Origin of the sequence: Novipirellula sp. (assembly GCF_041583735.1) — a bacterium.
Classification (GTDB): domain Bacteria; phylum Planctomycetota; class Planctomycetia; order Pirellulales; family Pirellulaceae; genus Novipirellula.
Genome location: NZ_JBFHFD010000086.1, coordinates 1 through 18,689, shown reverse-complemented (window position 1 = coordinate 18,689; position 18,689 = coordinate 1). Strand labels below are relative to the sequence as shown.

General features: G+C 55.3%; 12 protein-coding genes and 1 pseudogene. 8 read left to right on the top strand and 5 right to left on the bottom strand.

Going from position 1 to position 18,689, the window contains the following annotated elements; genetic code table 11:
* The 3 genes and pseudogenes from ABX962_RS09150 to ribD form a co-directional block, all read left to right on the top strand.
* Nucleotides 1–428 (top strand): annotated as a pseudogene (locus ABX962_RS09150) (hypothetical protein); the annotation flags it as partial.
* Nucleotides 429–609: 181 nt separating this feature from the next.
* Nucleotides 610–2,781: a tetratricopeptide repeat protein gene (locus ABX962_RS09145; protein WP_372718674.1), complete on the top strand. Its 2,172-nt coding sequence runs from the start codon at nucleotides 610–612 to the stop codon at nucleotides 2,779–2,781.
* Nucleotides 2,782–2,969: 188 nt separating this feature from the next.
* Nucleotides 2,970–4,085: a bifunctional diaminohydroxyphosphoribosylaminopyrimidine deaminase/5-amino-6-(5-phosphoribosylamino)uracil reductase RibD gene (gene ribD / locus ABX962_RS09140; RefSeq protein ID WP_372718673.1), complete on the top strand. Its 1,116-nt coding sequence runs from the start codon at nucleotides 2,970–2,972 to the stop codon at nucleotides 4,083–4,085.
* Nucleotides 4,086–4,540: 455 nt separating this feature from the next.
* Here the strand turns inward: ribD and ABX962_RS09135 are convergent, their stop codons facing one another.
* The 3 genes from ABX962_RS09135 to ABX962_RS09125 all read right to left on the bottom strand — a co-directional run bounded on the left by ABX962_RS09135 (nucleotide 4,541) and on the right by ABX962_RS09125 (nucleotide 7,752).
* Complete coding sequence (locus ABX962_RS09135; protein WP_372718671.1) at nucleotides 4,541–5,077, bottom strand: NUDIX domain-containing protein; 537 nt, start codon at nucleotides 5,075–5,077, stop codon at nucleotides 4,541–4,543.
* A 46-nt stretch (nucleotides 5,078–5,123) separates the two neighbouring features.
* Nucleotides 5,124–6,419 carry a hypothetical protein gene (locus tag ABX962_RS09130; RefSeq protein ID WP_372718669.1) on the bottom strand — a complete coding sequence of 432 codons (1,296 nt, stop codon included), beginning with the start codon at nucleotides 6,417–6,419 and terminating at the stop codon, nucleotides 5,124–5,126.
* Nucleotides 6,420–6,621: 202 nt separating this feature from the next.
* A complete protein-coding gene (locus tag ABX962_RS09125; RefSeq protein ID WP_372718667.1) occupies nucleotides 6,622–7,752 on the bottom strand; it encodes an acyltransferase family protein in 1,131 nt (376 codons plus the stop codon).
* A 369-nt stretch (nucleotides 7,753–8,121) separates the two neighbouring features.
* On the opposite strand from ABX962_RS09125, the gene ABX962_RS09120 reads away from it, so the two are divergent.
* The 4 genes from ABX962_RS09120 to ABX962_RS09105 all read left to right on the top strand — a co-directional run bounded on the left by ABX962_RS09120 (nucleotide 8,122) and on the right by ABX962_RS09105 (nucleotide 12,493).
* Nucleotides 8,122–9,558, top strand: a complete 1,437-nt coding sequence (locus ABX962_RS09120) for a hypothetical protein (protein ID WP_372718665.1) — start codon at nucleotides 8,122–8,124, stop codon at nucleotides 9,556–9,558.
* Nucleotides 9,559–9,629: 71 nt separating this feature from the next.
* Nucleotides 9,630–11,045: a HEAT repeat domain-containing protein gene (locus ABX962_RS09115; RefSeq protein WP_372718663.1), complete on the top strand. Its 1,416-nt coding sequence runs from the start codon at nucleotides 9,630–9,632 to the stop codon at nucleotides 11,043–11,045.
* A 53-nt stretch (nucleotides 11,046–11,098) separates the two neighbouring features.
* Nucleotides 11,099–11,656: a macro domain-containing protein gene (locus ABX962_RS09110; RefSeq protein WP_372718676.1), complete on the top strand. Its 558-nt coding sequence runs from the start codon at nucleotides 11,099–11,101 to the stop codon at nucleotides 11,654–11,656.
* 96 nt (nucleotides 11,657–11,752) lie between these two features.
* Complete coding sequence (locus ABX962_RS09105) at nucleotides 11,753–12,493, top strand: hypothetical protein (protein ID WP_372718661.1); 741 nt, start codon at nucleotides 11,753–11,755, stop codon at nucleotides 12,491–12,493.
* A gap of 1 nt (nucleotide 12,494) precedes the next feature.
* Here the strand turns inward: ABX962_RS09105 and ABX962_RS09100 are convergent, their stop codons facing one another.
* The gene (locus ABX962_RS09100) at nucleotides 12,495–16,139 is read right to left on the bottom strand and encodes an NACHT domain-containing NTPase (RefSeq protein WP_372718659.1); all 3,645 of its coding nucleotides are present in this window, start codon (nucleotides 16,137–16,139) and stop codon (nucleotides 12,495–12,497) included.
* A 580-nt stretch (nucleotides 16,140–16,719) separates the two neighbouring features.
* Here ABX962_RS09100 and ABX962_RS09095 point away from each other — a divergent pair.
* Complete coding sequence (locus ABX962_RS09095) at nucleotides 16,720–17,868, top strand: helix-turn-helix domain-containing protein (RefSeq protein ID WP_372718657.1); 1,149 nt, start codon at nucleotides 16,720–16,722, stop codon at nucleotides 17,866–17,868.
* Here ABX962_RS09095 and ABX962_RS09090 read toward each other — a convergent pair.
* Nucleotides 17,816–18,689: hypothetical protein (locus ABX962_RS09090; RefSeq protein ID WP_372718655.1), on the bottom strand; the 874-nt coding region annotated here is incomplete at its 5' end. The two genes, ABX962_RS09095 and ABX962_RS09090, sit on opposite strands and share 53 nt — an antisense overlap.

The window sequence follows — 18,689 nt, the reverse complement described above, 5'->3', positions numbered from 1 at the left end:
GCCAAGATCGCAACGCGGAATCTCGCGAAGTGAGAATTACCATGCGGTTTAGTGACGTACGACTCGAAACCGAGCACACCGTGTGGTTTCGCAAACGGCCTGCGGCCGAGACGTTTTGGACCGATCGGTTGGTGCTGCATGAACTCGATCACGTGCAGATTTCAATCGATCCGCGGCTCGAAAAACGGTTTCAAGAATATTTGCGTGCCAACGCGTCGATCACACGGTCATTTAAACGAGATGAAACGGTCGATGAATCGACCATCCATCCGTTGGTCGACGCACATGTAGCGGATCTGTTTTCGCGAATTTCTGACCTCGTCGACATTCGTTACCAGGAGCTCGATCGGTTGACCGACCATGGATTAACGGCGTTTCCCGAGGGATCCTCGCTCGAATCGATCAAAGAATTCTCGTCAAAGCCCTGATTTTTTGCGGCTTTCAGCCGGGTTGGACGAGCCCGCTGCGGAGCACGAACGCTTTTATCTCAGCCATTTTCGTCAGGGGGTTCAGATTCGCGGGTGAATCATGGTAAATTCTTCGGCCTGGGAAGCCGCCGCGTCGTGCGACGGCAACCAAAAAATACCTAATCGCTTAAGCTAGCATCTGATGTCAGTCGACCAATATGCAACCTGCCCCTGCGGCAGCGGGAAAAAAATCAAGTTTTGCAAGTGCAAGGAATCCGTAAGCGAGCTTGATCGCGTGATGAAAATGGTCGAGGGGGGGCAGGTCGTCCCCGCTCTGGATCGTTTGTCGACGATTCTCACGGAACATCCCGATGCGGCTTGGGCTTTGGCCATTCGCGGACGCTTGCTGCTCGATTTACGTGAATATGACTCGCTCGCCGAGAACGCGGACCGATTTATTCGTTTGCAGCCCAGCAACCCATTGGCACTGACCCAGCGTGCTGCGGCTCAGGTTTTCCGCGGCGATGTCAAATCCGCGACCGATTCGATGCTCGAAGCATTGACCGAGAGCGGTCGCGACGTCGACGCGTTTGTCTTGGACGTTTCGTCCGCCGTCGCGTTTTTGCTCGGTCGCCAAGGCGTTTTCTTGACCGCTCGCGTCTATGCCAGCTTGGCAATGATGGCGCAAGGCTACGAAGGCAGCCAGATGTCGGGCTCGTTGCTGCGTCAACTCAACAGCTCGCCGACGTTGAACCAATTGGTCAAGTCGATTCCTCAGCCAATCCAACGGCCTGACGATGCCGATTGGGGCGAACGTTATGACGAAGCCGCCACGCTGCTTCGCAGCAACAAGGTTTTGCTTGCCGAAGCCAAGTTCCAGTCGCTGCGTCGCACGCTGCCCGACGAACCTGCGATCTTGTCCGGCTTGTTGACTTGTGCGATTTGGCGTGGGGATGTTGCCGCCCAAAGCGATTTCCTGAAGAAATTGTCAGCTTGCGAATCGCTTGATTTCGAAGAACGCGTCCAGTTCCGTGCCGTTTCCTGCTTGGTCAATCCCGATGACAAAGACCTTGCTGCGGAATGTTTCCGATTGGATGCCGACATCGAAAGCGCCGAGCCTGTGGAAATGGCAATGATCGCCGATTCGCGATTTGCCCCCTTGCCCGCAGAAATGCTTGCTCAAATGCGTGAGTCCGAGGACGACGTACCGCCACGTGCGGGTTTCCAAGTACTCGACCGCGATCGTCCCGAGGTCGCCGAAGGCTTGCCACCGATCGATCAAATCCCCGAAGCGATCGCGATGGCGTTCGTCTACGGCAAGCAGACCGATCGCTCGGCCCGCGTCGAAATCCACGACGTCACCTCGTCGGTTCTGGATGATGTGCGAGCTCAAATTCAAAAAGCGATTGGCGATTCGGTCCAGCTGAATCAGAAGCCAAGCGATCCGCTGCCGTTCTTGGCCGTCGTGCAGCCGCAAGTCGCCATGGTGCGATTCAAGGCCAGTGCCGTCGAAGCCGACGCGATGCAAGAAGAGCTGACCAACACGCGAATGCCTTTGGCCATTGCCAACGCCAAATGGGGCATCCTCGGAAACGCGTCCTTGGTTGACACCGCAGACGACGATTCGAAATTGCTTGAGCGAACCGTGGTTGTGCGTGTGGCAGAACAGTACGACGCGATCATTTCCAAAGGGGACGAAGTCCTCGGTGAAGTCTATCGACTTGCTAAAATCGAGCCACTGCCGACATTGACGATTGGCGATGACGAGATCGAGACGGTTGCAAACACCGATTTGAACCGGATTGATTCGAGCCAGCTCAACGAAGAGTCCTGCTTGTATCTGTTGCAACGAGCCCAGCAGATCTCGTCAACACCGGCGATTCGTCACTTTGCAAAACGGCTGATCGAAGCCGATTTGCCAGCAGACCAAAAGATGGCAAAGCTGTTGGCCTATTCCACTTTGGTGAATGCGTCGAGCAACGCCAAAGATGCGATCGCGACCATCGACGAAGCAAAGGCGTTTGCCGAAGCCAACGAATTGCCGACCGCGAATCTGTTGCTCAGCGAAGTCAGTTTGCGATTGCAAGCGGGCGATGGCGAAGGGTTCCAAAAAGCGATCGAAACGCTGACGCAGCGTTACGGCAACGAACCCGAAGTGATGGCGCAGCTGCAGCAGATGCTGATTTCGATGGGACTGATTCGCCCCGATGGCAGCCCGCGACGTGGCCCCGCACCCGGCGGTGTCGCTCCGGCAGGTGCCGAACCCGCAGCGGGCGGCATTTGGACTCCCGATGGCGGCGGCGGTGCCTCAGCACCTTCGGCGGATCCCGCTGCCGGTGGCGGCAGCAAATTGTGGGTCCCCGGAATGGATTAATCGTAGGATAGGCTTCCAGTCTGTCGCGGCTTTCGTAGGATAGGCTTCCAGCCTGTCGTGCCTTTCGTGGGATAGGCTTCTAGCCTGTCGTGGCTTTCGCTTCCAGCCTGTCATGCTTTTGGCGATAACGCTCAAAGCTCATTGCACTTTTAAACTGTGTGATCTCAAACCGCTGAATTCCATCGCTGATGAACGCTTCTCGTTTCGAAACCGATGATGACTTGATGCGTCTCGCGCTTGGCTTGGCCGAGCAGGGACGCGGATCGGTTGAACCGAATCCGATGGTGGGTTGTGTCATTGTCCGTGATGACCAAGTGATCGGCCAAGGATATCATCAGTGTTTCGGCGGGCCGCATGCCGAAGTTCATGCACTTCGCGACGCAGGTGATGCTCGCGGTGCAACAGCCTACGTGACGCTTGAACCGTGTTGTCACCACGGCAAGACGCCGCCCTGTTCGGACGCATTGATTTCTGCCGGAGTCCGCCGCGTTGTCGTGGCGATGGCCGATCCGTTTGAACAGGTCGACGGTGGTGGGTTGGCACAATTGAACCGTGCCGGGATTGAAACCCGCGTCGGGGTGCTCGAACAGGAAGCACGAGAACTAAACGCGGCCTACTTGAAACGTTTGCAAACCGGTCGGCCTTTCACGATTGCGAAATGGGCGATGACCGTCGATGGACGAATCGCGACCAGCACGGGACAGAGCCAATGGATTTCAAGCGAAGCCTCACGCGCCGATGTCCATGCTTTGCGTGGCCGTGTCGACGCGATTGCGGTGGGAATGGGAACCGTCATCGCGGATGATCCGATGTTGACCGCGCGGCCGCCAGGCGTTCGCACCGCGACGCGAGTCATTTTTTGTGCCCATCGATTGCCCACAGCCCGTTCGCGTCTGTTACAATCGGCGTCCGAGGTGCCTGTACTGTTGATCGTCTCGCCGGAGATTGACGCGTCGGAGGTTGCGAAACTGGAACAGCTTGGTGCAAGCGTTTATCGCTGTACAAGTTCCAATCTCGTACACATGATCCATCAATCGCTTGATTTTCTGGGCAGTCAATCGATGACCAACGTAATGATCGAAGGAGGCGGTGAATTGATGGCGAGTTTTTTAACCGCCGACGCGATCGATCAATACGAGGTTTATGTTGGTGCTAAAGTGTTTGGCGGTCGCAGTGCCTTAGGCCCGGTTGCCGGTGACGGGTTCGCAACCGTTGCGGATGCGGCCGCATTGCAATTGGTCCGTCTCCAGCGACTCGGCGACAATGATGTCAAACTGGTTTACCGAAGAATGCCGCGTGATTGATTCTCAACGCTTGTTTTGTTGCACTGGGAACGCGGTTTTTGCCGTAAAAAGAAACGATTCTGAAACAAATTACGACTTTTGGAAAACTCGTCTTGACCGCACTAAAAGCTAACCTCTATTCTTCGCCCATCACTGAGTGACACCCAGCGTGTCGCCCAGAGAAGGCATTAAAGAATCATGACGATTCTGCACTTGGTAACGAAATTATTTGTTGCTGCGGAACACGTCGAAGTTAATTTCACACGGATGTGAACTTGCGTCGGCGACTATGATTTTGCAATGTTGAGTTCGTCCAGTTGATACAAGGATGTATCTACTGAGTCGAACCCCCAATCCACCGGCTCCCGGAACTGAAGCGCGTTGTCCTCCGCCCCCCTAGGATTACGTACTTTCCGGGAGCTTTTTTTATGCGCCGACCGAATCCAAGTTGGCAGAGGGGGAATCGGTTGAGGGAATCAATCGGTTGAGTCAGAGTTGATCCAGTAGTCGATTGCGATTCGGTTCGAAGGAAATGCCATCTGGTCGAACAGTGGCGAGTCCTTGTCGACATAGCGGAACTCGGTCAATTCCGAGGTCTGCAAGGCAATCTCCGCAGCGTTGCTGACCTTGCAAACAAAGAACGTGTCGATCACCGCCACAATGATTCCGCCGTAGTGATAATCATTCGGATGCGACATCAAGAATTCGTAGCTCGAAACTTTTAATCGAGTCTCCTCAAAGACTTCTCTTGCGAGCGCCTGCTCAATCGTTTCACTGCGGTCCACGAACCCGCCCGGCAAACCCCATTTGCCGCGTTCCGGGTCGCGGGCTCGCCGTACTAGCAGCAATTGATTGTGCTCGTTGGTGACCAACGCTCCGACAGCGCCGCAGGGGCCAAAGAAATTTGCAAACCCACACGCGTCGCAGCGAAACGGAATGCTGCCGAGGTTGGCGTTGGGGGTGCCACAGTTAGGGCAAAAGCGATGTGCAAATTCGATGGCGACTTCGGTCATTCGTTTTAGCTTGGCAGTGTTTTTTGGGGCGTGGCAGCGAACGGTATTATTCCGGGTCGGACTCAGCGAGAGGCAGATCAAACGTGCTGCCCGCGAACTGTGCCGCTCGTAGAATACCGCAACTGTCGAACGATTTGCTGAGATGCTGCAGTGCATCGAGCGATTCAATCGCACCGAGCCCCAGCGATTCCGCAACCTCGGATCCAAGTCTGCTGTGCAGCAGTAGCCGGTATTCACTGCCGACACGTTGGATCGCATCGGCAATCGCGATCGAATCGTCCCAGATCGTAAAACCGTCCTCGGATTGGCCCAGCAGTGAGCGTTGCGCGAGGGTGTCGCTGCTACCCTCGTCACGATTGTCCCCGTTGTCGTTGGCCCCCTCGTCGTTGTCCTCTTCGATTTCCTCAAGATCTCGATCGCTGCTCAGTCGCAACACCAATCGATCACTCGGTGAATCCTCAATTTCGCTCCACAGCACGATGGTGCCACCAGGCATCGTGTGGGTGGCAGCGGCGGCGAGAGCACGGGCCAAATTAGCCCACGAGTTCTGTTGCTTTGTTCCTTCGAGCGTCGCGATCACCAAGGGAGCGGACGGAGGAAAGGCATCGTCGCTGTGGCGAGGTCGTTCGAACCAGCGACGAGTTGCTTCGGGAGTGCCGGCAAAAACGCCGCCGACATCGCCATCGGGATTCGCCGCCACCGCCAACATCACTTGGACCCCCAGCATCCAGCCAACGTGAGACTCGTTTGTTGTCTTGTTCTTTGACGGCGGTTGTTGCAACGATTTCTGATGCCGCAAACGAGTGTTGGAATCGGCCAGCATCGGATAGACGCCACTCAGCTCATGATCGCCCACCGCATCACCCGGCCGAGCCGCCAGTATTGGCAAGACGAGATCGGCATCGGCAAGAAAGCGGTTCAAGTAGATCGGGTCGGCATCGATGTCGGCCCCGAGATAACGCAGCAAGTCACGTTTCTGAGAATCATGGCGAATCACATGGGCGATCGTCTCGAATTCACTTTCGAGTTGTTGCAGGATTTCATCACTGGTTTCATCCCACAGCACGATGTCGATCGTTTCCGCATCGGCCTCTTCGATCTCCAGCAGCACGCCACGAATGACATTGCACAGATCGGGCACGTTGGGGTCGACCGCTAACGCGATTTGGTCGCCCGGAGCGATTGCGGCGGTCAGCGGAGGGAAATCGGCGGGGGCACGAAGCGCGTTGCGAGTCGCCTTGGCGACATCGCCCACACGCTGGCTAAAACCGGTTTCGTATTGCCAAACTTCATTGGACGCGACTTTGTCGGCGACCTGGGCGGCGTTGGTAGATGGATTCAATGCAGCGTTCTCTGCCAGCGGGGGATTGCGATGGGCAACCCTGTCGTCGCCCCAAAGTAACCAACAACGACGGAATCGCCGCGTGATCTGCATGTATTCTCTTGAAAACCGCGTCGCTTGCCAGCACCCACCGGTGGCAACAAAGAACGTTAACCTTGTTGCCAACCTAACGGTGGATCGGATTTGTCGAGAACGCCGGCCATTATGTTGCTGAAACGTCAGCCAATGGGGCGGTCGCCCGTTCAGCGGGTCGCGAAATAGGCTTCGACATCAACGCACCGCGAAGCCACGTTTGGAGTGGGCGTTCGAAATAGTGAAACGTGAGCCATGAACCTGGAATCAGAATCGCAAGGTAGGTCAAAAGTGTTGCCGGGTGATAGAAAATCCCCGAATCAAATCCCAGCTCGATCGCAGTGATCACGAAGACAAGCTGTAGCGGAAAATGCAGCAGGTAAGTCGAGTAAGTTATGTCCCCGATCCAGGCGAGCGGCTGAAATAGTTTGCTGAATCGAATCTCCGTCACGATCAGTGTCAGGATGGTCAAGGGAAACACGGGCGTTCGAAACACGAACTTTCCTGTTATCGAAAAGCCAACCCAAACAAGCAGCGTCGCGACGTACAAGACCACGTCGCTGCGATTCGTTCGCCGTTTCAAATATTGCATCGAGCCATAGTACGTCAGCCCCCCAAGAAAAAATGCACCGACCGGTTCCGCCCAACGCCCGCCAAGATGAAGACGTTCAAGCAGCAACGCAATCGCTGCGATTCCAAGCGTCTTTCGCCAAGTGGTGTGACCCAAGTAAGCGACAAGAAAGAAGATCGCGTACAGCCCGAGTTCCAGCGAAACCGACCATGTCGGAGCGTTGTAGGAATAGCCGCTTTCGAATCCCCAGTAGGAAATCCCAATCAGATGTAGCCCAAAGTGATAGCCGTCGTTAAAGGAATAGGCAAAATCACTTTCCCAGTGCTCGCGGCAATACCACTGCAGCAACGCAACGATCAGCAGCGTTGCCAAATGCAAAGGATAAAGTCGAGCAAATCGCAGGACTGCAAATTTCTGAAGCGAACAACGACGCTGGGAAATCGAATCACTGTAGAGCCAGAAAAAGACGAAACCCGAAAGCACAAAGAAGAACATGACGGCTCGATAGCCATGCTCATAGAAGCCGCTAAACCAGCTGTACAGCGGCTGCGACGCTGCATCGAACGCCGCCAAGTTGTTGTCGTGGCTCAGCGGGTTCACGTCCATAAAGAAATGTTGCCAATGCCAAAAGACCACTGCGAGTGCTGCGATTCCGCGAGCAACATCCAAGCTTCGAAGACGGTCTGGCATGTTGATCGTTCCACTCAGTCATCAGGCAAATTGGCGTAAAGCAAATTGGCATCACCCCGCACGCTCGCATAACACGCTTCCTCCAGGGCCATTTCTGCAAGATCGTCCTGGCGAGGGGGGGAATGTGAGAAAAAATTTGCCTCCAAGTCGTCCCGCGTCTTCGCCCGGCGTTGCTTCGCGGGAAAACCTCCCTTTGCTTCACCCGCAAGCCGCTGGGAATTTGGTTCGTCCGCAACGAAATCGCGGATGCAGCTGCGATTGTGACCAACCGCTCCGTTTTCGTAATCTAACGAGATAAACCGTCTGTCCGTGCCGTTGTTGTACCGTGCTGTTGTCATACGCATTTTTGCTTGCAAATCGAGGATCCCCATGAAGCGAATTCTTCTTTGTTTGTCGCTTCTCGGTGGATCGCTGTTTGCCGGTTTGATCGCGGGATGTGATTCAGCGGACGATGGCGTGAGCGCGACCTCGACCGACGACGCCGGCACCCGTTCGGTCCGCACGGTTGCGTACCAGGAAATGAAGCCGCGTGATTATTTGCAAGCCATTTTTTCTCGCTACCACGCAGCGGGCTCTTACCGCGACGAAGGCCTCGTCCGGCTGACCGTCCCACCGACCTCGGATACCCAATCCGAAACCAAGGTCGCTCCGCTGAGCGTTTGGACGAACCACGATACGGTCTATTTGCAAGCATACGACACGCGGTTGTGGTCCGATTCCGAAGGGGTGACGGCGTGGGTCGTTGATCCGTCGACTCGCAATTTTGATTCACAAGTCTTACGAGCACCGCCGATCGGCCGCCGACCTGAATTGAAACAATTGCTTACCGATCCGATTCTGGTCGAACAAGTCGCCGCCGGATTGGCGGGGCCGCCGCCTCAATTGGAATGGTTGTTCGCCGAAGAGCCGATGAAGCAGTTGTTTCTCGAGGAGCACCAGTTTGCCTTTGGCCAGCAACAGACGATCGAGCAAACGCAATGTCAAGAAATCCAAGTCCAGGCGGGAGATCAGCAGTACGGTTTTTGGGTCGATATCCACAGTGGATTGATCCGGCAAGTCGATTTGCCGTCGATTCCCGTATCGGCCACTGCGGATCCGTCGGCACCGTCGATTCGATTGACGCTGGAATTGCGAGCAGCATCGTTTGATGTTCCCACCACGACTCCGAAAGCCGATTCGTTACCGGAGAACCCCAAGTTTGTCGGTCATTTTGTACCGCTGCCTCCTTCGCCACCCCCGGCGATTCTAGGGACACGGATTGATCGCGTCGACTTGACCACCTCGGGCCGCAAACCATTTCAATTTTCGGCCAGCCGGTCCGAAATGAAACCCGCCGTGACGGCAATGCTCTGTTTTGCCGATGACGTGAATGCACTGAATTCCGCAGTCGTGCTTCAGCAGTGGAGCCAGCAGTTGCCTGCGGCATTGGCGGACCCGACGCGAGTCGTGCTGTTGCTGCATGACGCTGTCTCACTGCGAGAGGAGGTTAAACAGTGGCTGCGAGAATCGATCACGCTGCCGCTGATATGGGATCCAAAAAACGAATTAGCTAGCAAGTTTGCGATTGCCCCTGGCACCTTGTTGCTCGTCGATTCCTCGGCCCGCATTGTCTGGATCCAGCCTGGGGTGACGCCGCAATCGCTTCCATCGCTCGGGGCGATTGTCAGTGATATCAGCGGTGGGGTCGATATTCCGCAGCGGATGAAGGAGCAACATGAACGCGATCAGGCGGCTTACCGCAGCGTTTTACGCGACGAATACAGTGATTTGGTGAAGCAGGGACTCGTTCGCACGTCCACGAAATGACCTTGCTTCGAAAAGCCGTCTGTCACGACAATCATCAGCCCCGCAGCCTCCTTGATTCTGGTGATTTTGACATGCAATCTGGCGACCCAAACGATCTTCCCAATCCTTTTGCACTTCATCTCAATGGATCCGTGAAACGGTCGGGCAAATCAGGTTCTGGGGGCCACGCATTCAAAACGTCGCTAAAATTCTTTTTGATCGTTGCGGTTCTGTTCGGCGGCACGTTGGCGGTGGGCCGATACAGCAAACAGTGGATCGTTTCGCATTTGATGCGAGGTTTTGAGGATCTCGGTGTCGCTGAAAAACAGCAGCGGTTGGTTCAAATCTCCGAACTCGGATCGCCTGCGATCGGGTTGATGGTCCGTGCGTTGAACGACGAATCGGCCGAAGTGGCGCGGACCGCTTATGAATTACTCCGCGAATCTCAAAATTCATGGACCTCGCTCGAATGGGATGCCGCCCGTCAACACCACCACACGATGGTGACCTCGATGGATTCGATCGCCGCATCGCTTCCCGAGGACCGCACCGGATGGACCACGGGGCTGCTGCAACAAACGATCATGGAATCGGTCCAGAAAGATGACAGTGAATCCAAGTCACTTTACAACTTGGCCACCACCACATTGTCAAAAATGTCGCTCACCGAAGGTGCCGTGCCTGGTGTGATCGACAACGATCCGCTCGTTCCAGGACAACCGGTTCGTTTGGCGGTTCGCAGCAAACCGCTGCCCGTTGCCGATGCCGACGCGCTGGATACTTGGACCGATTGGCCGCTTGCCAAGCCGGCCATCATTTCGTCGGGGGGATCGGGGCAAAACGATCCAGCCAATACATCCTCCAATTCGGGGAATGCACCGGCAACCGTTTCCAATCCCAGCGATGGCGAACCCTCGGCATCGGTTTACCGCTCTTCCGCTACCCTGCTGAAACCTGTCTCGCCAAACGAAGCGATCGACTTGAAGGATGTGCATGACGCGGCAGCACAGTCGCAATCGATTGCAGCCTCTTCTTCACCTGGCTCATCCGCTAGCCCATCCGCAGTCGGCGATCCAGTGGGGACGGCGGTGGGTGAAGTGATGCCGACCAGTTATTTAACTCAGTCGCCGCTGGAAACGTACGCCACCGAGTCGGTCATCTATTGGCTCGCCAGCGACGAAGCGGTGCTGCGGGATCGAGCCAAAAGCGAATTGATTCGTCGTGGTTTTTCGCAAGCTCAACTTCAAATCGCGACGCATGTTGTTTCTGCCGATGTCGGATCGCGTCTTGAATTGGTCGACACGATATCACGATCCAATATCGACGACCCGCGGCCTTGGTTGACGATGTTATTGAACGATGACAATCGCGAGGTGCGTTTGCGAACGATTTCGGTGATTGCCACCATGAAGGATGCAGCCATGAACCAGAAGTTGCGATCACGGTTGGCCGACGAGCGTGACCCGATCGTCACCTCCAAGATTCGCAGTGCGTTACAATTAAGGTAACGCGGACTTTCCCGGTATGCCGCGAATGCTACGAACGCAGGAGCGATCCCTTGATGCGTCCACTAAAACACGGCAGCGTGGAACTTGTCTTAGGCAATATCGTTGATCAGGACACCGATGCCATTGTCAACGCAGCAAACACCTCGCTTGCCGGTGGCGGCGGCGTGGATGGTGCGATTCATCGTGCTGCTGGTCCGACGCTCAAACAGCTGTGTCTAAAACTGCCCGAGGATGAACGGGGCCGCCGTTGCCAGACCGGTCATGTTCAAGTTACGGCGGCGGGGAATTTGCCGGCAAAGTTTGTGATTCACGCGGTGGGGCCGTTCTACAACGAGCGTTACGCCGAGAAATGCCATGCACAGCTTCGTCAGGTCCACACGCTGGCTCTGCAAGCCGCGGTGCAACATGGCTGTGATTCCGTCGCCTTTCCCGCAATTTCAACTGGGGCTTATCGATTTCCGATCGTCGAGGCGGCGCGAATCGCGGTTGACGTGGTGGCATCGTTCCTGCAAACGCCGCCCGCGATCTCGCTGGTTCGCTTCGTGCTATTTAAGCAAACCCAATACGACGTTTTTGCCGAGACGCTGGCAAACTGGTCGCCAGCGGGTTGAGCAATTTGCCCGATTCGCAAAATGAAGACATCCGATTTTGTGTCGTGTAGACTGGAGGTCCGAAAACCGGTGTTCCCTCGTACGAGTCTCGTTCTCATGCTGCTGTTCTCTCGCAATGTTGTCATCCTCGCCCTCGTGATGGGCTTCGCAGTCGCCTTCTCTGCCAACCTTGGCTTGGCTCAAACCGCCGAAATGCGGCGGGCGATGAAACAGCAGCAAGAATTTCAGAAACGTTTACAGCAACAACGAAAAGAGGCCGCCGAGAACTCGCCCACACTGCCCACGGACCCCCAGTTGATGGGGCTGCACAAAGAGTTCATTACCAAAGCCGAGAAATTAGCTGCCGACTACGAAAAGAAAAAACAGACCGCCGAAGCTCGCCAAGTTTACGAAGCGATTGTGCGGTTGGTCCCCAAATATCAACCGGCCGAAGAGGGGCTCAGCCGGATGATCGCCGCCCAATCGGTGCAAGATCGCAAATTGACCGAAGTCGTCGCCAACCGCGGTTGGCAAGATTCCGGAGTCACGCTGGTTCAGGGAATGCCCGTCCACATGGAAGTCAAAGGGAGCTGGAAAGTGGTGGTCGAAACCGACGCCAAAGGGGTAGAGATTCCCAATGAGATTAAACCCAAAAGCAACGACATTAAACTCGGGACGCTGATCGGTGTGATCGCAACGTCGCCGTCAGAATTGGATACTGAAAAACCGTTTGTGGTCGCCAAACAACTCGATTTCATTAACAAAAAAACCGGCCGATTGTTTTTGAAAATGTTTGATATCGACCCCACTGATAACGAGGGAAAAATCCACGTGCTGATTCAAAGCACCTTTCCCTAACCTAGCGTGGTTTTCGCTTGTGAATCCCCAAACCAAGCTGTTGTAAATGGGCGAGCAATTCCGGTCGGTCCTCGTAACGCTGGACCACGCGAGCGAGATTCTTTTTCCAACTGGCAAAACTCGGCGGTTGCCCTTCCTGGTAACAAGACCATAGCCGCTCGCTCAACTCGGTGTTTAAGTCCGATGCCATCAGCGTACAAATTGCTTCGTGTACCCGTTCTCGCTCGGTCAATGCATAGTCGGCATCGCCTTCGGATACCATGTGCCAGTAACTGAGGAAGTCATTGCGTTGCCGCGGAGGAAGGTCGTGGACGATCTCGTCGATCACGTCCGCATCGGCGACGGTGCCGCGATCCAGTTGCGGCCAAGCATCATCGCCGCGAACTGCGATCTCGATGCCATCATCGTCCAAAATTCGGTCGTTGAAGATCAGCCAACCTTGCTTGTAAACCGCATCCTGCAATGCGTTTTGCACCGGGCGACATGAGGGTTCATAGCGAAGCAAAGTCCCAGGATCGACTTTGGCCAGGCAATCGGCAATGAATTTGGTGAATCGTTCCCAGCGGATCAAATCGCAGCCGGAGCGTGGATTCGACGTTGCCGATCTGAGCAAACTTAATGCCGCATCAAGAGTTTTGCTCAAGTGGACGCGGTTGCCTTCGCACGGAGCGTAGGTCAACACATTGGCGGCGAGTTCGGCGGCATCGATAGGTTGCCCCTGCGGCGAGTGAACAAAACGAATCACGCAATCAATGGCGGCGGTGACGACGCGGTGATCGATCCAGTATGACCATTGCGGTTCCTCAGCCAGACGGAAGTGTTGGTTGAGCACGCCCGTTAATTTGACCTCCGTTAATTTGCCCTCGGTGTGCTTGAGTGCCGACAACATCAATTCACTTAAGAAATCACGGATGCGTTGCCGGTCCGCCATCGTCCGGCCCGCACCCGTGTCACAATAGGCTTGTAACCGCAGTGATTGCAGTGTGCTGGACGGGTCTATTTTGATTTGCGTTTCGAGCCAATCGAGGTCGAGAGGGATTTGTCGCGTGATCGCCAGACGCAAGAGCGACGATTGCAAACGCGGAGATTGCGTGACATCAATCTGGTTGACCAGGGACTCGGCGAGCGCACGGTCGGCGGAGTGCATCGAGATCTCGATCGCTTTGACGCGTAAATCGTCCGGCAAACTGCGAACCAAGGCAATTTCCATCACCACGTTTGCCCCTTGATCGACGGGGTGACCCGCGAGCGTTTCGATGCAATGTTTTACGTCCGGGTGGTCCTGCGGCAGCATCGCCAGACGGCGTACCCATTGATCGCGTTGGACGGGAAGAAGCATCCCGGTGCATGCGACACAGCAATGTTCCATCGTCGATGAATCTAGGTTGGAATCCGGTGCAACCGAGGGGGGGCCTGCGAGCGATGATGCATTGGCCATGCCAACGCTGTCGGGAATCAGCCGGCGAATCAGTCGCAGGACAAATTCGTCCAAATCATCATGGGAAGCTGCTTTCCACTGCAAGAACGTCGGATCCAGCGATGCCAACGTCTCGACGTACAACCGCGTCACACTCGGGTCGCTACACTGCTGTGTCAAACGCCACAGTTTGTTGCGGATGGGGGCGATCGTTCGAGACCATTCGATCCTTGTGTAATCGCTTTGATGTGTGTGCCGCTGCGCGTCTCGCGAGACAGCAGCGAGCTTGGCCAAACGTAGCAAGATTTGATGAAACAAATCACCATGCCGCAGCCAGTGTTTGGTCCTTTCCAGACAAATGTTACGAAAGCGTTCGCTCAGTACGGCGGCGTGATACAAAACCTCCGTGCGGTGTTTGGATTGGATCGCATGATCAAATAGCGAGGTGTGGGCATCGACGTCGTCCATCTCTGCGATCTGCAGCGCCGCAAAGTATGTTGGAAACGCGGAATCGGAAAAATGGTATTCATCGATCATGGCATTGCCTCGATCCAGCAGACGGCTTTCCAATATCGCCGACTCCGAAACGCCGAACGAGGCGGTTGCCCGTTGCAATTCTGTTTCGTGGAATGGGTCGCGTAGACGCTGGTGTCCAAATCGCCGGTTGTACGAAAATCGGCTTAACGCTTGCAAATGTTGCTGCGTGATGCCCTCCGTTGCATTTCCTGAAAATTGCGGGCGTTTTCGCATCCAAGCGACAAGCTGTGTGATCACTTTGGTCGATTGTAATGCGCCATCGAAGTGGTCGGCATCGAGCAGGACATGCACCATTTGGCCCAGAAACAGCGGATGCTGGGCCAAGGTTTGCAAATCATCCGAGGCACGGATTTGATCGACGATCTGTTTGGCATCGCCGCGACGATCGTGGGATTTTCGATAGCGGCTGCGAACAAGATTGTGGGCCAAATCGATCATCGAATGCGGTGTCAGTTTGCCGATGTGATAAAAATCGACGTGGTCTCGGTCCCGCAGCGATTGCGGCAATCCCGCCGGGCGTGATGTGATCAGCGTCACGAAGTGGTCGGATTCGCGTTCCAATTGCTCTCGCACGTTGTCCCGTTGGGCTGCGGGCACCTCGTCCCATCCGTCGCACAGCAATAGCACACGGTTTCGATCATGCGAGACATGGCGAAGCCACTGCGAAGCTGCGTTTGCATCGACGTCGCGATTGTCGAGCGAAGCAAAGAAAAACTGTAACGGAGTGAGCTCGGGTTGCTCGGCAATCGCTTTGGCATAATCCTTTAGCATGACGACGATGGGGACGTCAAAGTCACCGATGCCGGATTCTGCAATCGTGTGTGCCAACCATTGAATCAGCGTCGACTTGCCGCTGCCGGGGCCACCCACAATAACGCAGCGATCAAGCGTGCGTGATACGATGGTACGAACATCGTACGTCGATTCGATGATATTGCGGTGCTTCGCTGCGCACGTTGATGACGCGATCCGCGTCGGTTCCGACGAACATTTCGCATCAAGGGCTTCCTCATTTTTATCGATCCGATCTTCGTACAGTTCAAGTTCCACGAACATCTCGTCGATCGGCACCGGTTTGTCCCCCGGGACTACTGATGGAATGTGGGTCCAGCACTGTTTGCGATACAGATGTTCAAACCAAGTTTGAAGTCCATAGACACAGTGTTGTTCGGACTCCGCAGCACCATGGACGCCGCCGGTGCAGTGGGCTGATTTCGAACGATGCACCGCCGCGGGACGGTGGACCGAGGATGGGAATGGACCGGTGGTGTCGTGACCGTGGGACGGGGAAGTGCTGCGTGTCGATGGGGGGGATTGAGCGGTCGAAACTGCGGTGGCCAGAAAGCGAGGAATCGCGGCGGCAGGACGTTTGCGTTCTCGCAACCAATTCCGTGTGACGGTTCGCAATTCATCCAGGCTGACGCGTTGACGGTCAGAAAAATGCTCGCACCACATCTCCGCGATCGACTTCATTTCCGACCGACAGCGGCGGGGAATAATGTCCAACAGGACGGCAAGAGACTCGACCCGATGACAAAGATGGGAATCCCCATCGTTGCTGCGTCGCGGCGAATTCTCGCAGGCCAGCGGTTGCCAGAGCGATCTCTCGGCGATGGACTCGGCGGCGCCACCCGCCTCGGCGTTGGCAAGTAAAGCGAATGCCTTTTTCAGCGGTGCAGGAGCATCGATCATCTTTGCCTCCATGACTTATGAATTCAAAAGCAGCAGGGCTGGGCGGAAAATCTTGGCGACTCGTCCTTGTCGTACGCATCGATCGGGCCGCGAGACGTCCCCCTCAAGGTCTGTCTCATCGGATGGATCCCATCTGGATGCCCGTCGTCATGCCAATGTTCGCTTCCCTTAACCGGCGGGGAGCAAAGATCGCGTTGCGATTGGTGGATTGCTGACGTTGGATAGGGGGCAATGAAGGTGTTTTGGAAGGGAAGGTCCCGTTAGTCCGGCTTTTACGGAGTTTTGGGGACCGGTGATGGATTTTTCATTTGGGAACTTTTTCGTTGTTGGTAAGCTAGGAAGACTGGAACGCCAGCGAGAGGGCGGAGAATCGTTAATGGCGTTTAAGAAGAGTCCCTAAAGGCGTTAAAAACGCTTGAAACTAGCGAAAGCACCCGAATTCACGTGATTTGCAATCGATACGGTGTGGCTGTTAAATGGGGAAAGCCGCGACTTGAGGCGATGCCCCAGCGGTCCGTTTTTCCAGACCCGCCTCAAGTCTCCGACTCGCCGAACGCTGCAGATTAGAATAATATCGATATTGCCGTGCGCAATATTGGCGCAAAGTGGTCAAGTCGGTTGTCAATTTCAGTTTATTCCGCACACGAGCGAGTACCGTGAAATGCCCAAAGGCAGCATCAAAATCAGTCAGACACGAAAAGAACTTGGGCTCTCTCAACTCCAGCTTGCCGTCCAGGCGGGAGTTGCGGTTCGGACCTTGCAGTTCGCCGAAGCAGGCAAACGCCATTTGTCTGCAAAAATGCTCCGCCGGATCGCCGATGCCTTGTCGTTGCCCTACGAGGATGTGATCAGTGATACCTCGCAGCGCGATGATCAATTTGACGCTTGGCCCTGGTCATTGTCGCAATTCATTCAGAGCAAAACGGTACCTAGTGACGAAGCGTTTTGTGAAAACGAAGCGGACGCCTGCGGTGTGTTCCAGCGGATGCGAGAAAGTTGGCGAATGCACCTCGACGGTTCCGATCCGACCGAGGATGACCGGTTGTTTATCGCTGCGGACAAGAAGTTAAACGAACGCTACGTTCGTTACGAAGATCGCTATCTGGCGCTGTGGCGACGCCATCCGCAAACGATCCTTTTGGCAGCGGCGGATGGAAAGCGATATGGCGCTAGCGTGGTGTTGCCGGTGACCGATTCGGCCTATGAACGATTGCGTGATGGAGTCATCTCGTTTATGGACATCGGCCCAGATGACATTTTGGACGAGAGCCAGAACTTGGTGCTCGATTCCGCAGTCGAATTCAAAGATGTCGGAGGTTCGGCATGGTACAAGGTGACCGACAGTCTCAGCTACGCTGTGTTCTGCCAAATCGCGATGTTGTCGATCGATCCGATGGCCGAAGATTTTCGTATGGTCTCCTTTGGCGCAAGTCCTACCAATATTCGCCGACTCAAATCGATTGGATTCCAAGAATGCGGCACCACGATGCCCGAGTTTGATTTTCCTATCTGTGAATTCGCGCAAGAGCATAGTGACGAGTCGGACGACACCTACACCCGTGTCTCCACCACCTCTCACTACGCTCATCTATTTCATCGTGTTGTCGGATCACGTTTCCGATCGGTGACGCGGCGACGTGTGATCACCAATTCGCTGCGTGCGTTTCAGCGAATCGTCAAACCCGTATGCGATGATAACGTATCTGATTCGGTCTGTTCCGTGGCGTGACGTTGGTGTCGACCGTGCGGTTCCATTTCGGTTTGCACTGCATGGAACCGGCGTGTTGTTCCCAGAACCGGAAATAGCGTAGCTCGTTCTTAGCCTCTTCGCTCTCGATCCATTCTCGCAATTGGTAATTCACCGCAGTCGCGTCGGCCGCCAGATAGCCGGTGCGACGGTTCCAATCTTCCGATGACCATGACTCGAGTTCGTCTCGCACTTGCGGACACATCCGCCCGTGACCACTTTGGATTAACCATTCGCCATCGATTTGATCGGCGTAATCTTCGGTGACGATGCCGCGTCCATTTTCGTGATGCAGGGCAAGGTGACAGTTCGTCCCCACCACCGAAGCGACGACCTCGGTTGCCACTTTGTGAAAGCGAGGATGTCCCGATTCAAAACGCTCCATGGCAGCAAAACAGGTGTGCCCTATCTCCGCCACGCCGTAGCAGTGCAGGTACTCGATCTGGCAGTCGTGTTGCTGTAGTTGGTTTGAAATAAACCGCTCCAACGAGAGTGGGAAATAGTAGCCGCCCGCCGCCCACAAAATCCGCTCGGGGACTTCCATTTGATTGCGAATCATCCGCAGTAACAGGTCGACACCGGCCAACGGTTGGGCCGCCATCACCACGGTTCGTTTTTCCAGTGCAGCGAGTCGCATGGCGCGAATGAACGTCGGTGGATGCAGGTAGGTGTCTACCAGCGGTGCAAAGCCAGCTAAACCTAACGCGGCCGGATAGGCGCTGATGATGAGTGCCTCGGGGTGCAGCATGGTGGAAAGTTTGGGAAACGAAGCCAGCAACTGAGGCAATCGCTGATTGTCCGAT